This is a genomic window from Pseudoalteromonas sp. XMcav1-K, from assembly GCF_044005875.1.
GTDB classification, from domain to species: domain Bacteria; phylum Pseudomonadota; class Gammaproteobacteria; order Enterobacterales; family Alteromonadaceae; genus Pseudoalteromonas; species Pseudoalteromonas spongiae.
Window position 1 is genome coordinate 1 of record NZ_JBIPJE010000033.1, and the last position, 15,200, is coordinate 15,200.

Consider the following 15,200-nt stretch of genomic DNA (forward strand, 5'->3'; position numbering starts at 1 on the left):
CAATTATGACAGGCTTAATTCTTGCGGTTGCACGTGCAGCAGGTGAAGTAGCACCACTGATGTTAGTGGGTGTAGTAAAAATGGCGCCAACACTGCCAGTTGATATGAACTTCCCGTTTGTACACTTAGATAGAAAATTTATGCACTTAGGTTTCCACATCTATGATGTTGGTTTCCAAAGCCCGAATGTTGAAGCGGCACGCCCGCTAGTTTATGCCACAGCGTTTTTACTTGTGGCGGTAATTGTGGCACTGAATATCACAGCAATTGGTATTCGTAACCACTTACGTGAAAAATTTAGGTCGTTAGAACATTAATTGTTCTGCGGTGATAAAAGTTTAATAGGTTTAGTAAAAATGATTACTGTTGCTCCAGAAATAAATCAATCTGCAACTGGCTTACAGCTTGATTTAGAAAACTTATCGGCAGAACAAACTGCTCTTGAAATTAAAGACTTAGACCTTTACTACGGTGACAAACAAGCGCTGAGCAATATCAGCATGAAAATTCCAAAGGGTCAGGTAACTGCATTTATCGGTCCTTCAGGTTGTGGTAAGTCAACGTTATTACGTTGTATTAACCGCATGAATGACTTAGTCGATACGTGTCGTATCGATGGTCAAATCTTGCTACATAACCAGAATATTTATGACAAAAGTGTAGATGTTGCAGCGCTTCGCCGTAACGTTGGTATGGTATTCCAGCGTCCAAACCCATTCCCTAAATCAATTTATGAGAATGTGGTTTATGGCCTACGCTTACAAGGTGTAAAAGACAAACGTAAATTAGACGAAGTGGTTGAATCGTCATTACGTGGCGCCGCACTTTGGGACGAAGTAAAAGACCGTCTGCACGACAGCGCATTTGGTTTGTCAGGTGGTCAGCAACAGCGTTTGGTTATTGCGCGTGCAATTGCAATTGAACCTGAAGTACTGCTGTTAGATGAACCAACATCGGCGCTAGATCCAATTTCAACATTGGTAATCGAAGAGCTAATCAACGATTTAAAAAATAAGTACACAGTTGTAATTGTTACGCATAACATGCAACAAGCGGCACGTGTGTCTGACCAAACTGCGTTTATGTATATGGGTGAACTAATTGAATACTCTGATACAAATACGCTATTCACCACGCCGAAGAAAAAGAAAACTGAAGATTACATTACAGGTCGTTACGGGTAAGGATTAAAGTTATGGATCATAATATTTCAAAGCATATTTCAGGTAACTTTAACCAAGAACTTGAAAACGTTCGCAACCATGTTTTAGCTATGGGCGGACTGGTAGAGCAGCAATTAAACTCTGCGCTTGATGCGGTAAATGACAGTAATGCGGAGCTTGCAAAAAAAGTTGAGCACGGCGATTACAAAGTAAATGCAATGGAAGTGAGCATTGACGAAGAATGTACACGTATTATTGCAAAGCGTCAGCCAGCAGCAAGTGACTTACGTTTAGTTGTGGCGATTGCAAAAACCATTGCAGATTTGGAGCGCATTGGTGATGAAGCGCGTCGTATTGCAAAAGTAGCACTTGAATCAACAGCGAAAGATCAGCAAGGCTTGCTGGGCAATATCGACAATATGGGTCGTCACGTGTCGCAAATGCTGCACGATGTACTAGATGCATTTGCCCGAATGGATGCCGAAGCGGCATTTCGTGTGCATAAAGAAGATGCCAAAGTTGACCGCGAATATGAAGCGTTAACACGTCAAATCATGACGTATATGATGGAAGATCCGCGCTCAATTCCAAAGGTTATGGATTTAGTGTGGTCAGTACGCTCATTAGAACGCATCGGTGACCGTTGTCAGAACATCGCTGAGTACGTAATTTATTTTGTAAAAGGCAAGGACATTCGTCATACCTCGCAAGACGATATCGAGCGAGATATTATTGGTAAATAAGTTAAGTAACTATTTTAAAAGGGTAAAAGCGGTTTCGCTTTTACCCTTTTTTGCTTTGGTGTTCATAACTTTTTTAGTCTATTAACTAGCGTAAATTTAATTGTTTGATAATCTAAGTTAAGGAATTTCAACTTACTGTAATACTTGTATGTTAAAGCCTTTCCTCACTTGGCTGATTCCTGTAAAATTTGCGCGCTTTTAAAATTTAAGGGTCAATTATGGCTAGTAATGCATTTTTAGGGGTTTTTGCGAAATCTCCTATCAAACCAATTGAAGAGCACATAAAAATTGTTCATCAAGCCAGTGCTTTGTTAACGACTTTTTTTCAACATGCGTTTAATAAAGAGTGGGAACAAGCATCTGAGATCCGCATTAATATTCGCGATTTAGAACGCAAAGCGGATGTACTTAAGCGTGACATTCGTTTGCAACTTCCTCGTGGATTATTCCTGCCAGTTGAGCGTACAGATCTTCTTGAACTGATCACTCAACAAGACAAAATTGCTAATAAGGCTAAGGACATAGCTGGTCGTGTACTTGGCCGCGAAATGGAAATCCCTGAGCAAATCCAAGCTGATTTTATTACTTACCTAAACCGCTGCATCGACGCGACAAAACAAGCTTCTAAAGCTATCAATGAACTTGATGAGCTATTAGAAACGGGTTTCCGTGGTCGTGAGGTGACGTTAGTTGAAAACATGCTAGAAGAGCTCGACGCAATTGAGCGTGACACCGATGAAATGCAAATCACTTTGCGTCGTCAGTTACGTGAAATCGAAAATGAATTAAACCCAATCGATGTAATGTTCTTATACAAAATTCTCGAGTGGGTAGGTGACTTAGCGGATATCGCTGAACGTGTAGGTTCACGTTTAGAACTGATGCTAGCACGTTAATTAAATTAATATAAAAATTAAGTTAAAGGTTACTTGATGGATATTATTGCAAATTACGGCACCACTTTGGTGATGATTGCTGCCGTAGTGGGATTTATCATGGCGTATGGTATTGGTGCGAATGACGTTGCCAATGCAATGGGTACGTCAGTTGGCTCAAAAGCGCTAACAATTAAGCAAGCGATTATTATCGCAATGATTTTTGAATTCGCTGGTGCATATCTTGCCGGTGGTGAGGTTACATCAACGATACGTAAAGGCATTATTGACTCGTCGGCATTTGTTGCCATACCAGAGTCATTAGTGATCGGTATGATTTCAGCGCTATTAGCTGCTGGTGTATGGTTACTTGTTGCGTCATATTTAGGTTGGCCTGTATCAACAACGCATTCAATTATTGGTGCAATTGTTGGTTTTGCATTGGTTGCGGTGGGCTCTGAAGCAATTCAATGGGGTAAAGTTGCGGGTATCGTAGGTAGTTGGATTGTTACACCTGCTATTTCAGGCTTTATTGCTTACCTTATCTTTATGAGTGCACAGAAACTAATTTTTGATACTGACTCACCACTTAACAATGCAAAGCGCTTTGTGCCTATGTACATGGGTCTTGCAGCATTTGTTATGGCGTTAGTAACAATCAAGAAAGGCTTAAAGCATATCGGTTTAGACCTTGGTACAGCAATGGGTTACGGCATCGCAATCGGTGCTGCTGTTTTAGTTGCACTGTTAGGTAAAGTATTGATCGCTCGTCTTAAAATGGACCCTGCAGCTGACAAAGAAATGCAATTTAACAATGTTGAGAAAGTATTCGCTATCTTAATGATTGTAACTGCATGTTGTATGGCGTTTGCACACGGCTCAAACGATGTAGCAAATGCGATTGGTCCACTTGCTGCGGTAGTGAGCATTGTTGAGCACAACGGTGAAATCGTTAAGAAATCGTCACTCGTTTGGTGGATTTTACCACTAGGTGGTTTAGGTATTGTTATCGGTCTTGCGATTCTTGGTAAGAAAGTAATTAAAACCATTGGTGAAGGTATTACGCACTTAACACCAAGTCGTGGTTTTGCTGCAGAGCTTGCGGCTGCTTCAACGGTTGTTATTGCATCGGGTACAGGCTTACCAATTTCAACGACACAAACGTTAGTAGGTGCGGTACTAGGTGTTGGTATGGCCCGTGGTATTGCGGCACTTAATTTAGGTGTTGTAAGAAATATCGTTGTTTCTTGGGTTATTACCTTGCCAGTAGGCGCGGTATTAGCTATTGTTATCTACTATGTATTGGCGGCTATTTTTGGCCTTCAAGTGTAAAGACTTTTAGCTTGAAAAGACCCCATATGCGATACGCAATGGGGTCTTTTTTTGTCTGAAATTTGTATATAGCAGCTTGCTAATCAAGTTAGCGGTTCACATAGCGCACTTACAGCGCTGTAATTTTACCGTTGTAACATAGCATTAAAAGATAAATTAAATCTTGTTTGGTTTCATTTCACTAGGCGCTATTTGCTCATTTATTTAAAAGAGTTATTAGCACTCGCAATTAATTGATTAAATCTCAGTGACATAATTGATTTTCCATTGTTAATTTGTTTTTATCGTTATTAATTTGAAAATTAATCGGTTATTACGATGAAAAACCTTCCTAGCATTAAGCAGCTGCAATACTTGCTTGCAGTACATCAGCATCAGCATTTCGGCAGGGCTGCAGAAGCCTGTTTTATTGGTCAATCTACCTTAAGTAGTGCAATTCAAAATCTTGAAGAAACACTGGGTTGTCAGCTAATTGAGCGTGAAAACCGCAGTATTATGTTTACCTCAATTGGTGAAGAAGTGGTTGAGCGAGCGCGTAAAATAATCGACGACACAATTAGTGTAAAAGAGCTTACAAAAAGCTTTTTAAATCCACTCCAAGGGCATTTAACCCTAGGTATTATCCCCACGGTTGCAAGCTTTATTGCGGCTGATTTATACCACTTATGCGCAAAAGAGTTTCCTGAACTCGAACTGGTTTTAATTGAAGATACGAGCGATAACTTATTGGACAAATTAGAAAAAGGCCAAGTTGACGTAGCGCTATTGGCACTGCCTTATAATACCAATAAGTTTCATACTCATATTTTGGCACAAGACCCATTTAATATTGTAAGGCACAAGGATTATCAAGCGGCAGAAGGTGTGGTTGATTTTAACTTGTTGCCACCGTCATCGGTGTTTTTGCTAGAGCGCGAACATTGCCTTACCGATCATGCACTGAGTGCGTGTCATTTGAGTAAAAGTGAGTGTATAAATCCCTTTGAAGCTGCAAGTTTGCATACCTTACTAAGTATGGTTGAGCGTCAACTTGGTGTGACTTTTCTACCGCAAATGGCAATTAATGCGGGCATTTTATCTCATAAACCTATGGTGTTTAGCGCTGCGCAAGATACCGCTTATCGTGATATTGGTATTTTATGGCGCAAGACCTCAGGTCGCATACGCGACTTCCGCTTGCTGTGCGATAAATTAAAGCCATTCTTTACTGAAAAATGTGCACGATAAAATAATTTTAAACTTTTAAAACTATTTTTTGCACTCGCTCGACTATATAAGCAGAGAAACAAAACTCTTGGGGAATATGTGTTCTTTCAAAGTGAAAAAGGGTTAATCAAAAAAGCGCAACAAGGTGATAAACGCGCATGGCTTAATTTAGTAAAACAATACGAAAAGCCGATTTATCACACTTGCTTGCGTATGGTGAGTAACCCAGACGACGCACTCGAAATCATGCAAGAAAGCTTTATGAGTATTTATCGTTCGCTCGATAACTACCGTTTTGAGTCGAGTTTTAAAACGTGGGCAATCGCAATTACCAATCGCCGTTGTGTGGAGTTTTATCGCGCTAAAAAGGTACTCGATGAAGAAAAGCAAGAAATGCTGATAGCGGATATGCAAGAACCAGAATCTGCTGATTTGATGTTGTTTATGGCGCAGCAAAATAAGCAAGTTTTACAGTTATTAAATGGCTTACCTTGGACACAAAAGGAAGTGGTGGAATTAAAGTTTTTTCAACACTTTACGTTTGAGCAAATAGCGCAGCAACTTGATGTATCAACCAATACGGTAAAGTCGCGGTTGTATACAGCGCTGTCCAAATTGCGCCAAGAACTGGAGGTGTTAAATGGCTAACTTAGAAAGTATTTTTGAAAAATGGCTGGAAACAGGTGAACTTACACCAAGTGAGCGTCAATTGCTTGAACAAGATGCTGTTTATGCAGAAATGCTCGAAAACAGTGAGACTTGGCAGTCGCTTTCGGCAAAGTATCAAGAAACGCCTGTTCCGCAGTGGAATCGAGAAGCCACTTGGTTTGAGAAAACGAGCGGTGGTGCAAAGAGTAATCGTTTTGCTGCTTGGTTTGCACCAGCAGCTTTAGCCTGCTCAGTTCTAATGTCCTCGCTGGTTATTATGCGTGCCGAAGTAAGCGTTTCAGATAGTGGCTTTGCGATTAATTTTGCAGAGCAACAAAAGCAAGCTCCAACAGTCACTTATGAGCAGCTGCAAACCCTTTTGGCTGAGCAGCAGACAAATACCGCACAGGCGACTTATGCATTGGTTAAAGAGGCCATAGAGCAGGGGCGTGTGGAGCGCAAAGAAGATATTGGCGCCTTGGTTGCCGATTTAAACCGAGTCCGTCAACAAGATCAGGCGCTGATTCGCCTGCAATTAAACGAATTGGCACAACAGGTTGAGCAACAACCACAGTCATCAATTGCCAAAAACCACTCATGGGAGAATTAATCATGAAAACGAAAGCAAGCTTATTGATTTCACTCGCATTACTTTCTGGTCATGTTGCTGCCAATACACCAGCAAGCAATATGGTCGCTAAAAGCCAAAAAGAAATCACCATTATGAATAATATCTTAAAGGCATCACTTAACGCGGAGCCGGGTATTAAGGTGCGCCAAATTAATGGAGCTTATCTTGCAGACCAAGGTTATGTTTTTAGTATTAGTGCATCGGGGTTATCTGGTGGCTTCGGAAGCTGGAAACGTTTTTTTCTCGAACCTGATATCGAGTTTCATGATGAGGACGTAATGATCCGTGCAGAAGAGATGCGCATTGAAGCTGCTAACGAAGCGTATCATGTAGCGATGGAGGCACTGCGAGAGTCTTCTGAAAAAATCCGTGAGTTTGCCCAGCAAGAGCGTGAAATCGAATTTCAGTTACGTGAAGTAGAGCGTGCTCGTCGAGATTTAGATTTAGAGCGCAGACATGCACTGAAAGATAAAGAAGAAAAGTCGGTTAAAAAGGAAATTGAAAAGCTCGAAGCAAAGATAGCCAAACTTGAAAAAGAAAAAGAGCAGGTACGTGACAAGCGTGACGATGCGCAAGATAAAATAAAATCGACGACCAAAGAAAAGCACAAAAAAGTTGCTGAAACTAGAAAGCAAAATATTCGTGTTGCAAGCCAAACTCTGGCGCAAACTTTGTGTGATTACGGTGCTGGACTTAAAAGCTTAAGTAAAAATCACTATGTTAACTTTATTATTGATAACGCGACGGGTAATAAAGAAGATCTTGTTTTTGTTTATAGCAAAGCTAAGATTAATCAGTGTGTTGTGGGTGATATTGATGCGGAAAAACTACTTGCAAGTGCGCAAAGTTATACGTTTTAATTTTAACTGAATGCAATCAATTCACAGTAAGAAAAAACAAAAAAGCCGCTTAACTAGCGGCTTTAGAATTTAATAAGCTTTCAGCTTTTACGTTAGGTAAAAATAGTAAATACACTAACACTACAAGGTTAAAATAAGGAATCGCACCTAACCCAGCAAAAATTGCTTTAGGGTAGCCTTTTTCACTGGCTTTAAAGTAACAAAAGTAGCAAATCAGGACATTCGCAATTAGCAGTAAAATAATAAACAGAGCCATCGTCCCTCCCGTTTTTATGCAAAATCACTCTCAAATGAAATGATTTTTCTGTATGTCCATATAAAACCAGTTTAGCTTAATCTTTGGGCGAATTCCTATTGTTTTGTTAATTTGATTTGTAAAAATTGTTAAGCGATTGAGTTTTCAGAAGTGTTTTTTAGCTTTTTAATTTCAATCGCCGGCATCGGTTTACCAATAAAGTAACCTTGTGCGTAGTCAACACCAATTTCTTTAAGCAATTCAAAGGTTTCTTGGTCTTCCACGTATTCGGCAACACAGGTTTTACCGAGTGAATGACTGATGTCTTTAATGGCGTTAACCAGCGCTTTATCAATGTTATCTTGGGTCATATCTTTGACAAATGAACCGTCAATTTTTACTTGATTCGCAGGCAATTGTTTTAGGTAGCTAAAGGTGCTAAAGCCCGTTCCAAAATCATCAATCGAGAACTGACAGCCAATTTTTTGCAGCTGGGTGATCATCGCCGTGGTCGCGACAAGATTGCTAATACTCGCTGACTCTGTAATTTCGAAGGTGAGTCTATCTGGGCTTACATTATGCAGCTTTAAACTTTGCGCTATGGTGTTTAACAGGTTGGCGTTATTAAAGGCTTGTGCAGAAAGGTTGATTGCGACTTTGTTTAATTCAGGGTATTCACCTAATAACGCGATAGTTTTTTCTATCACATTTTGGTCGAGTAAATCGATATCAGTCACCAGCTCTAATGACGGAATAAACTGGTTCGGATAAATAATTTCATCATTTACAATTAAACGAACAAGCGCTTCATAATAACTTACTTTTTGCTCTTTGTAGCACCATATTGGCTGAAAGTACATGGTAAGGCTTTGCGCTTTAAGCGCTTCTTTTACACTGTGTGCCCATGTTATCCCCGATAGTAACTGCTTACTTTTTGCATCTGAATCTGAATAACAATGAACGATATTGCGGCCACGGCTTTTGGCAACGTAGAGCGCAATATCGGCTTGCTTTAAACATTCGCTGGCATCGCAGTTTTTATTATCAATTTGCGTTAAACCGATTGAGCAGCTAATCGAATAGCTTTGTTCACCAAAGCGAAAGCTCTGATTCTCAATAGTTTGACATAAGCTCTCACCAATCATATGGGCATCGAGTAAATCGGTATTTTCTAAAATAATGGCAAACTCATCGCCACCTAAACGACATACCAAGGCATCGCCAGACACACATTGCTCGAATAATTCTGCAACTTTTTGCAGTACTTTGTCGCCTTGTTGGTGGCCTTGCGAGTCATTAATAATTTTGAAGTGGTCTAGATCGATATACAGCAGTGCGTGTTGTTGGCCGTTTGATACGTTTTGGCAAAATAGGTTGAGCTGTTGGTCAAAGAAGTAGCGGTTGTGCAAATTGGTCAATGTATCGTGATGGGCTAAATGTTGTAGGCTAAATTCAGCTTGTTTTCGTTCATCAATGTTATCGATACTTAGCGTGATATTACTTTTAGCTTGGCGCTCTTTAATTGATTGCAACTTGCACTCAATCCAAATTTGGTGGCCAAGTTTATGGTTTATTTGTAGTTCTAGTTTGTCTTTGCTGCCAGGCTTCATATTAATTGCAGAAATGAGCTTTTCGAGTTTTTCAGCCTCGTGTTGAGGGAAAAAGCTGGCTAGCGGTTTGCCTAGACTAGATTGCAATCGATTACCAGTTAAAGCTTCCCAAGCAGGATTTAAAAAACAAATATTATGGGCTTGGTCAATTTCAATTACCGAGGTATTTAAGTGCATTAAAATACGTTGGTGGGCAGAGAATAAGTCTTTATAACCTTGTTGGCTTTTACTAAGCAGTTCTACTTTTTCAGCGAATTCATCATAACTCACCATAAAATCTTCACGGCGCGCAGCTTGTTCACATACTTTATTAATAATGTTGTGATTAAACGGCAAGCGAATAAAGTCGGTAACACCTAATAGCAGCAGTTGTTCCGCAAAATCAGCATCTTGGCTATCGATAATGGTTACAACAGCTTGGTTCGGTTTGTGAATACGTAATTGCTGCAAAAAGTTATTTACGCGCTCAAAGCTGCCATGGGTAGCATCAACAAGGACGATGGCGTAGTTATATTGCTGGATTAAGGTTTGCGCATCGGCGCAGTTATCGGTTGTGCTGATGGCAAAACCAAGTTCTAAATCATGGCGAATTTGTGCAGCGCGTTGTTCGTTAGATTCAACCAGTAATAGCGGTAACCGGCTGCTTTTATCTGTGTGCTCAGATAAAATATTAGCGAGTAAATGCGGTAGTTTGTTTAATTTGTCGTGCTGTAAAATGGCATCAATACCATATGCGCGAGCGGTTGATTCCGCAATGCGTTCACAATAGGTAGGAGGTATTAATACGATAGGTGTATTTTTTGCAGTTGCCAGCAAGCCTGAGCGTACCATGCGTGAAAAGCGCCAACCATCAATTTCGCCAATAGCAAGATCGGTGATTATCAGGTTGAAAGAGTGCTTCTTCAGTAAATCGAGTGCCTCTAAACTATTACCCTTTAGCTCAATATCAAATACATCGACATTTTTTAATGCATCAACTAGTTGAGTTGATAGCTTAATGTCTGGTGTCACTACCAGCAACTTAAGCTTATTCGGCATTTAAACTGCACCTCTAAATCAGTTCACCACTCCTTGGTAAGTTCGATTTTCAAATGCCAAAAGATACCTAGTTTAGATAGTTAACTCAAGTAAATTTGGTATTTTACTCACCCGTTGATTCTTAAACTTTAACATTCAGTAGGTTATATTTTGCGCGGCCTGTTTTCCTTGATTTAAATCATCACTAACACTAGAATCGGCGCGACTTTAACCAAGTATGCCCTGAGTACTAATAACCAAGTGAGACAGACAAATGCGTGTTGCTGATTTTAACTTTGAATTACCCGATGAATTAATTGCTCGATTTCCAATGGAAGATCGCACAGCAAGTCGCTTATTAAAGCTAGCAGGTAATAGTGGCGAAATCACACACCATACGTTTGCTGATGTATTAGATTTTATAAATCCAAACGACCTGATTATCTTTAATAATACTAAAGTAATTCCTGCGCGTATGTTTGGTCAAAAAGCATCGGGCGGTAAGGTTGAGGTGCTCGTTGAGCGTGTAGTTGATAAACACACGGTACTTGCACACGTGCGCGCAAATAAATCACCTAAAGTTGGTAACGAGCTTATTTTAGAAGAAACGGCAACTGCGGTAATGCAAGGTCGCCAAGGTGAATTATTTGAGCTGAAGTTCGAAGGTGAAGAGGGCGTGCTTGATATTTTAGACCGTATTGGTCATATGCCACTGCCGCCATATATTGACCGCCCGGATAACGAAAAGGACCGTAATCGCTATCAAACTGTTTACGGTGAAAAACCGGGCGCAGTAGCTGCACCAACAGCGGGTCTTCATTTTGACGATGCGTTATTAGCAAAGTTAAAAGACAAGGGTGTTGATTTAGGCTTTGTAACGTTGCACGTAGGGGCGGGTACGTTCCAGCCAGTGCGTGTTGATAAAATTGAAGATCACCATATGCACTCTGAGTATATTGAAGTGCCAGAGCAAGTGGTTGCACAAATTAAAGCATGTCGTGAACGTGGTGGTCGTGTTGTTGCTGTGGGCACAACGTCAATGCGCTCATTAGAGTCAGCTGCAATGAAATCAGAAGGCGAGCTTGCACCGTTTTATGGTGATACGGATATTTTCATCTTTCCGGGATACGAATTTCAGGTGGTCGATGCGATGATCACTAACTTTCATCTTCCTGAATCGACACTAATAATGCTTGTGAGTGCCTTTGCTGGACAAGAGAATATTATGAACGCCTATAACACTGCAATTGCAGAAAAATACCGCTTTTTCTCATATGGTGATGCAATGTTCTTAACCAAAAAAGACATTTAGTACACCACTTAAAAACACGATGCGATGTAACTCTGTTACATCGCTTTACACGTAAATCTCACTTTCCACTTTTATTTCTGTTATCTCATCCCTATATCCATAGTATTGTGCTGTCAAAGCAGGTAAAATCGACCGATTATTTTACGCTCAATTGATGAAGTTGAGTAAAAGTTGGACTGTTTTTCCGGCATTTGAGGTTTTTATGAAATTTGAATTAGACAATACAGATGGCAAAGCGCGTCGCGGCCGTTTGATCTTTGACCGTGGTGTAGTAGAGACACCTGCATTTATGCCTGTAGGTACTTACGGTACCGTTAAAGGTATGACTCCTGAAGAGTTAAAAGGCACAGGTGCAGAAATTTGCCTAGGTAATACCTTTCACTTAATGCTTCGCCCAGGTACTGAAATCATCAAACAACACGGTGATTTACATGATTTTATGGGCTGGGATAAACCAATTCTTACCGATTCAGGCGGTTTCCAAGTATTCAGCTTAGGTGAAATGCGTAAAATTTCGGAAGAAGGTGTAATGTTCCGCTCACCGGTAAACGGTGAGAAAATCATGCTATCGCCAGAAAAAGCAATGCAAGTTCAGCGCGACTTGGGTTCAGATATTGTGATGATTTTTGACGAATGTACACCGTATCCTGCAACAGAAAAAGAAGCGCGTGACTCGATGGAGCTATCGCTGCGTTGGGCAAAACGCTCGAAAGAAGGTCACGGTGATAACCCATCAGCATTATTCGGTATTATTCAGGGTGGTATGTACCCTGAACTGCGTGAAATTTCGCAAAAAGGTTTAGAAGAAATCGGTTTTGATGGTTATGCACTTGGTGGTTTATCAGTGGGTGAACCAAAAGAAGATATGATTAACATTCTTGACCACTGTGCTTACAAAATGCCAGAAGATAAGCCGCGTTACTTAATGGGCGTAGGCAAGCCGGAAGATTTAGTTGAAGCGGTTCGTCGTGGTATTGATATGTTTGACTGTGTAATGCCAACACGTAACGCGCGTAACGGCCACTTATTTATTACCGGTGGCGTAATTAAAATCCGTAACGCAGTGCATAAAACGGATACAGGCCCACTTGATCCAGAATGTGATTGCCATACTTGTGAGAACTTCTCACGCGCTTATTTACACCACTTAGATAAGTGTAATGAAATTTTAGGGGCTCGTTTAAACACGATCCACAACTTACGTTATTACCAACGCGTTATGGAAGGGCTTCGCAATGCCATTGCTGAGAACAAGCTAGAAGAGTTTGTTGCAGACTTCTATGCGCGTCGCGGTATGCCGGTACCTGAATTAAAACAAATTGAAGACTAATAAAATTTAAGAGGAATTAACCATGAGTTTATTTATCTCAAGTGCGCATGCAAGTGCGGGTGCTCCACCTGCTGGTGGCGGCATGGAAATGCTAATCATGCTAGGTATTTTTGGTTTGGTATTTTATTTCCTAATTTACCGTCCACAAGCAAAGCGTGTTAAAGAGCACAAGAGCCTAATGTCAGCATTGGCGAAAGGTGATGAAGTACTTACTGCTGGTGGCTTAGTAGGTAAAATCGTGAAAGTATCTGACGACAAAGATTTTGTTGTTGTTGCGCTTAACGATCAAGCTAACGTAACAGTGCAAAAAGGTTCAATTTCAGCTGTGCTGCCTAAAGGCACAATGAAAGCACTTTAATCAAAGGAATAAGTTGTGATTAATAAGTACCCATTATGGAAGTACTTGATGGTGGTAGCAGTTGTATTGCTTGGTATGCTTTACGCTGCACCAAATATGTACGGTAGTGATCCTGCCGTACAAATTTCAGGTGCGCGAGGCGCTGTGATTGAAACAGCAGATCTCGACAAAGTAAAAACAATTTTAACGAACGATGGATTTGATGCTAAATCAATCAAACTAGAAAATGAGCAAATCTTAATTCGTTTTAATGATGTAGAAACACAGTTAAAAGCGAAAGACCAACTAAGCGACAGCCTAGGCGCTAACTATATCGCTGCTATAAATTCTGCTCCTTCAACGCCAGCATGGCTTGAAAACTTGGGCGGTGCGCCGATGAAGTTAGGCTTAGATTTACGTGGTGGTGTTGAGTTTACGATGGAAGTTGATATGCGTACTGCTATCAATAACCAATTAAAGCAGATGCAGCAAGATTTCCGCTCTGACTTACGTGAGCAGAAAATTCGCTACCGCAGCATTCGTGAAGTAGCAAACGCCGATCGCGTGCAATTAGTTTTCCGTAATGAAGAAGATAAAGACGCCGCTGAGCGTTATTTGCAAAAGAATAATCTTAGCCTTGAGTTTCGCGATGACCGCAGCAATGAGCTAGCGTTTACAGCGCGTTTAACGGAAGCTAAGTTAAAAGAAATTCGCGATTACGCAATTTCACAAAACTTAATCATTATTCGTAAGCGTATTAACCAAATTGGTGTGGCAGAACCAAATGTTCAGCGCCAAGGCCAAGAGCGTATTTTAGTACAATTACCGGGTATTCAAGACCCAGCACGTGCGAAAGAAATTTTAGGTTCAGCAGCGACGCTTGAACTGCGCATGGTTGACCAAGATAACGACGTACGCGATGCATTAGCTGGTCGTATGCCGCCGGGCTCAGAAGTAATCAACGATCAGTTTGGTCGTCCAGTTTTACTTAAAAAACGCGTAATGCTTGAAGGCTCACACATTACCGGCGCACAAGCGGGTTATGACCAATATCAACGTCCGCAAGTTAGCTTACAACTTGATAGTAAAGGCGGCTCAAAAATGGCTGCGTTTACTAAAGACGAAGTTGGTAACTTAATGGCGATTGTGTTCATCGAATACCGTCCATCGGGTAAGGTGGATGAAAACGGTAAAGCGTTACCACCAATCAAACATGAAGAAGTGATTAACCAAGCAACTATTAACGAGCGCTTAGGTCGTCGTTTCCAAATTACCGGTATTGATACACCAGCAAAAGCGCAGCATTTATCTGAAATGCTACGTGCAGGTGCGCTTGTTGCGCCAATTCAAATTGTTGCTGAAAGTACGATAGGTCCAAGCATGGGGGCAGAAAACGTAGAAAAAGGGATTACTGCGGTAGTGCTTGGCTTTGTTTTTGTACTGGTATTTATGCTGCTTTACTACAAAGGCTTTGGCATGATTGCAAATATTGCACTGGGTTTAAACCTAGTGTTAATTGTTGGTGCTATGTCAGTGCTTGCTGGGGCAACGCTTACCTTGCCGGGTATTGCCGGTATCGTACTAACCGTTGGTATGGCGGTAGATGCGAACGTACTTATTTTTGAACGTATTCGTGAAGAATTAGCTGAAGGGCGCAGTCCTCAACAAGCGATTCACCATGGTTACGACAGTGCATTTAGCACCATTTTTGATGCCAATATCACAACGTTAATTGCAGCCGTGATCTTGTACGCAATTGGTACAGGCCCTATTCAAGGCTTCGCAATCACTCTTGCTATCGGTATTGTAACGTCAATGTTTACTGCGATTGTTGGTACGCGTGCGATTGTTAACGCGTTAATCGGCGGTAAGCGCATTGAGAAGTTATCTATCTAGGAGAG

Annotated in this window: 14 protein-coding genes and 1 pseudogene; 13 read left to right on the forward strand and 2 right to left on the reverse strand. The window is 40.9% G+C overall.

The window, feature by feature from the left end:
- The 9 genes and pseudogenes from ACHSBP_RS05180 to ACHSBP_RS05220 form a co-directional block, all read left to right on the forward strand.
- Positions 1 to 317 (forward strand): annotated as a pseudogene (locus tag ACHSBP_RS05180) (phosphate ABC transporter, permease protein PstA); the annotation flags it as partial.
- Positions 318 to 356: 39 nt separating this feature from the next.
- On the forward strand, positions 357 to 1,184 hold the full coding sequence (pstB, locus tag ACHSBP_RS05185) for a phosphate ABC transporter ATP-binding protein PstB (RefSeq protein WP_010561911.1): 828 nt from the start codon (positions 357 to 359) through the stop codon (positions 1,182 to 1,184).
- Positions 1,185 to 1,195: 11 nt separating this feature from the next.
- Positions 1,196 to 1,906, forward strand: coding sequence for a phosphate signaling complex protein PhoU (gene phoU, locus ACHSBP_RS05190; protein WP_010561910.1), 711 nt, complete (start codon positions 1,196 to 1,198; stop codon positions 1,904 to 1,906).
- A 218-nt stretch (positions 1,907 to 2,124) separates the two neighbouring features.
- Entirely contained in the window at positions 2,125 to 2,802 is a 678-nt protein-coding gene (locus ACHSBP_RS05195) for a TIGR00153 family protein (protein ID WP_010561909.1), read from the forward strand.
- A 36-nt stretch (positions 2,803 to 2,838) separates the two neighbouring features.
- Positions 2,839 to 4,113, forward strand: coding sequence for an inorganic phosphate transporter (locus ACHSBP_RS05200; RefSeq protein WP_010561908.1), 1,275 nt, complete (start codon positions 2,839 to 2,841; stop codon positions 4,111 to 4,113).
- A 318-nt stretch (positions 4,114 to 4,431) separates the two neighbouring features.
- The gene (locus tag ACHSBP_RS05205) at positions 4,432 to 5,340 is read left to right on the forward strand and encodes a hydrogen peroxide-inducible genes activator (protein WP_010561907.1); all 909 of its coding nucleotides are present in this window, start codon (positions 4,432 to 4,434) and stop codon (positions 5,338 to 5,340) included.
- 78 nt (positions 5,341 to 5,418) lie between these two features.
- On the forward strand, positions 5,419 to 5,967 hold the full coding sequence (locus tag ACHSBP_RS05210; RefSeq protein WP_010561906.1) for an RNA polymerase sigma factor: 549 nt from the start codon (positions 5,419 to 5,421) through the stop codon (positions 5,965 to 5,967).
- Positions 5,960 to 6,577: a hypothetical protein gene (locus ACHSBP_RS05215; RefSeq protein WP_010561905.1), complete on the forward strand. Its 618-nt coding sequence runs from the start codon at positions 5,960 to 5,962 to the stop codon at positions 6,575 to 6,577. Before ACHSBP_RS05210 ends, ACHSBP_RS05215 begins: the two co-directional genes overlap by 8 nt.
- Positions 6,578 to 6,579: 2 nt before the next feature.
- Entirely contained in the window at positions 6,580 to 7,458 is an 879-nt protein-coding gene (locus ACHSBP_RS05220) for a hypothetical protein (RefSeq protein WP_010561904.1), read from the forward strand.
- Positions 7,459 to 7,507: 49 nt separating this feature from the next.
- Here ACHSBP_RS05220 and ACHSBP_RS05225 read toward each other — a convergent pair whose 3' ends face one another.
- Positions 7,508 to 7,714, reverse strand: coding sequence for a hypothetical protein (locus tag ACHSBP_RS05225; RefSeq protein WP_010561903.1), 207 nt, complete (start codon positions 7,712 to 7,714; stop codon positions 7,508 to 7,510).
- 128 nt (positions 7,715 to 7,842) lie between these two features.
- The gene (locus ACHSBP_RS05230) at positions 7,843 to 10,341 is read right to left on the reverse strand and encodes an EAL domain-containing protein (RefSeq protein ID WP_395388275.1); all 2,499 of its coding nucleotides are present in this window, start codon (positions 10,339 to 10,341) and stop codon (positions 7,843 to 7,845) included.
- A gap of 253 nt (positions 10,342 to 10,594) precedes the next feature.
- Between ACHSBP_RS05230 and queA the strand changes: the two genes are divergently transcribed.
- From queA to secD, 4 genes are all read left to right on the forward strand, one after another.
- Positions 10,595 to 11,632, forward strand: a complete 1,038-nt coding sequence (gene queA / locus ACHSBP_RS05235) for a tRNA preQ1(34) S-adenosylmethionine ribosyltransferase-isomerase QueA (RefSeq protein ID WP_100914012.1) — start codon at positions 10,595 to 10,597, stop codon at positions 11,630 to 11,632.
- 202 nt (positions 11,633 to 11,834) lie between these two features.
- Entirely contained in the window at positions 11,835 to 12,962 is a 1,128-nt protein-coding gene (gene tgt, locus ACHSBP_RS05240; protein WP_054979588.1) for a tRNA guanosine(34) transglycosylase Tgt, read from the forward strand.
- Between the two features lie 22 nt (positions 12,963 to 12,984).
- Positions 12,985 to 13,320 (forward strand): preprotein translocase subunit YajC, encoded by a 336-nt coding sequence (gene yajC / locus ACHSBP_RS05245; protein WP_054979570.1) that lies wholly within the window; start codon positions 12,985 to 12,987, stop codon positions 13,318 to 13,320.
- Positions 13,321 to 13,335: 15 nt separating this feature from the next.
- Positions 13,336 to 15,195, forward strand: coding sequence for a protein translocase subunit SecD (gene secD, locus ACHSBP_RS05250; protein ID WP_395388276.1), 1,860 nt, complete (start codon positions 13,336 to 13,338; stop codon positions 15,193 to 15,195).
- Positions 15,196 to 15,200 lie beyond the last annotated feature (5 nt).

Excerpts from the sequence above, each read along its gene's own strand:
- tgt (WP_054979588.1), top strand. The coding sequence starts at position 11,835 with ATGAAATTTGAATTAGACAATACAGATGGCAAAGCGCGTCGCGGCCGT.
- ACHSBP_RS05200 (WP_010561908.1), top strand. The coding sequence starts at position 2,839 with ATGGATATTATTGCAAATTACGGCACCACTTTGGTGATGATTGCTGCC.
- ACHSBP_RS05230 (WP_395388275.1), bottom strand. The coding sequence starts at position 10,341 with ATGCCGAATAAGCTTAAGTTGCTGGTAGTGACACCAGACATTAAGCTA.
- ACHSBP_RS05220 (WP_010561904.1), top strand. The coding sequence starts at position 6,580 with ATGAAAACGAAAGCAAGCTTATTGATTTCACTCGCATTACTTTCTGGT.
- phoU (WP_010561910.1), top strand. The coding sequence starts at position 1,196 with ATGGATCATAATATTTCAAAGCATATTTCAGGTAACTTTAACCAAGAA.
- yajC (WP_054979570.1), top strand. The coding sequence starts at position 12,985 with ATGAGTTTATTTATCTCAAGTGCGCATGCAAGTGCGGGTGCTCCACCT.
- ACHSBP_RS05205 (WP_010561907.1), top strand. The coding sequence starts at position 4,432 with ATGAAAAACCTTCCTAGCATTAAGCAGCTGCAATACTTGCTTGCAGTA.
- ACHSBP_RS05195 (WP_010561909.1), top strand. The coding sequence starts at position 2,125 with ATGGCTAGTAATGCATTTTTAGGGGTTTTTGCGAAATCTCCTATCAAA.
- ACHSBP_RS05215 (WP_010561905.1), top strand. The coding sequence starts at position 5,960 with ATGGCTAACTTAGAAAGTATTTTTGAAAAATGGCTGGAAACAGGTGAA.
- queA (WP_100914012.1), top strand. The coding sequence starts at position 10,595 with ATGCGTGTTGCTGATTTTAACTTTGAATTACCCGATGAATTAATTGCT.
- ACHSBP_RS05225 (WP_010561903.1), bottom strand. The coding sequence starts at position 7,714 with ATGGCTCTGTTTATTATTTTACTGCTAATTGCGAATGTCCTGATTTGC.
- pstB (WP_010561911.1), top strand. The coding sequence starts at position 357 with ATGATTACTGTTGCTCCAGAAATAAATCAATCTGCAACTGGCTTACAG.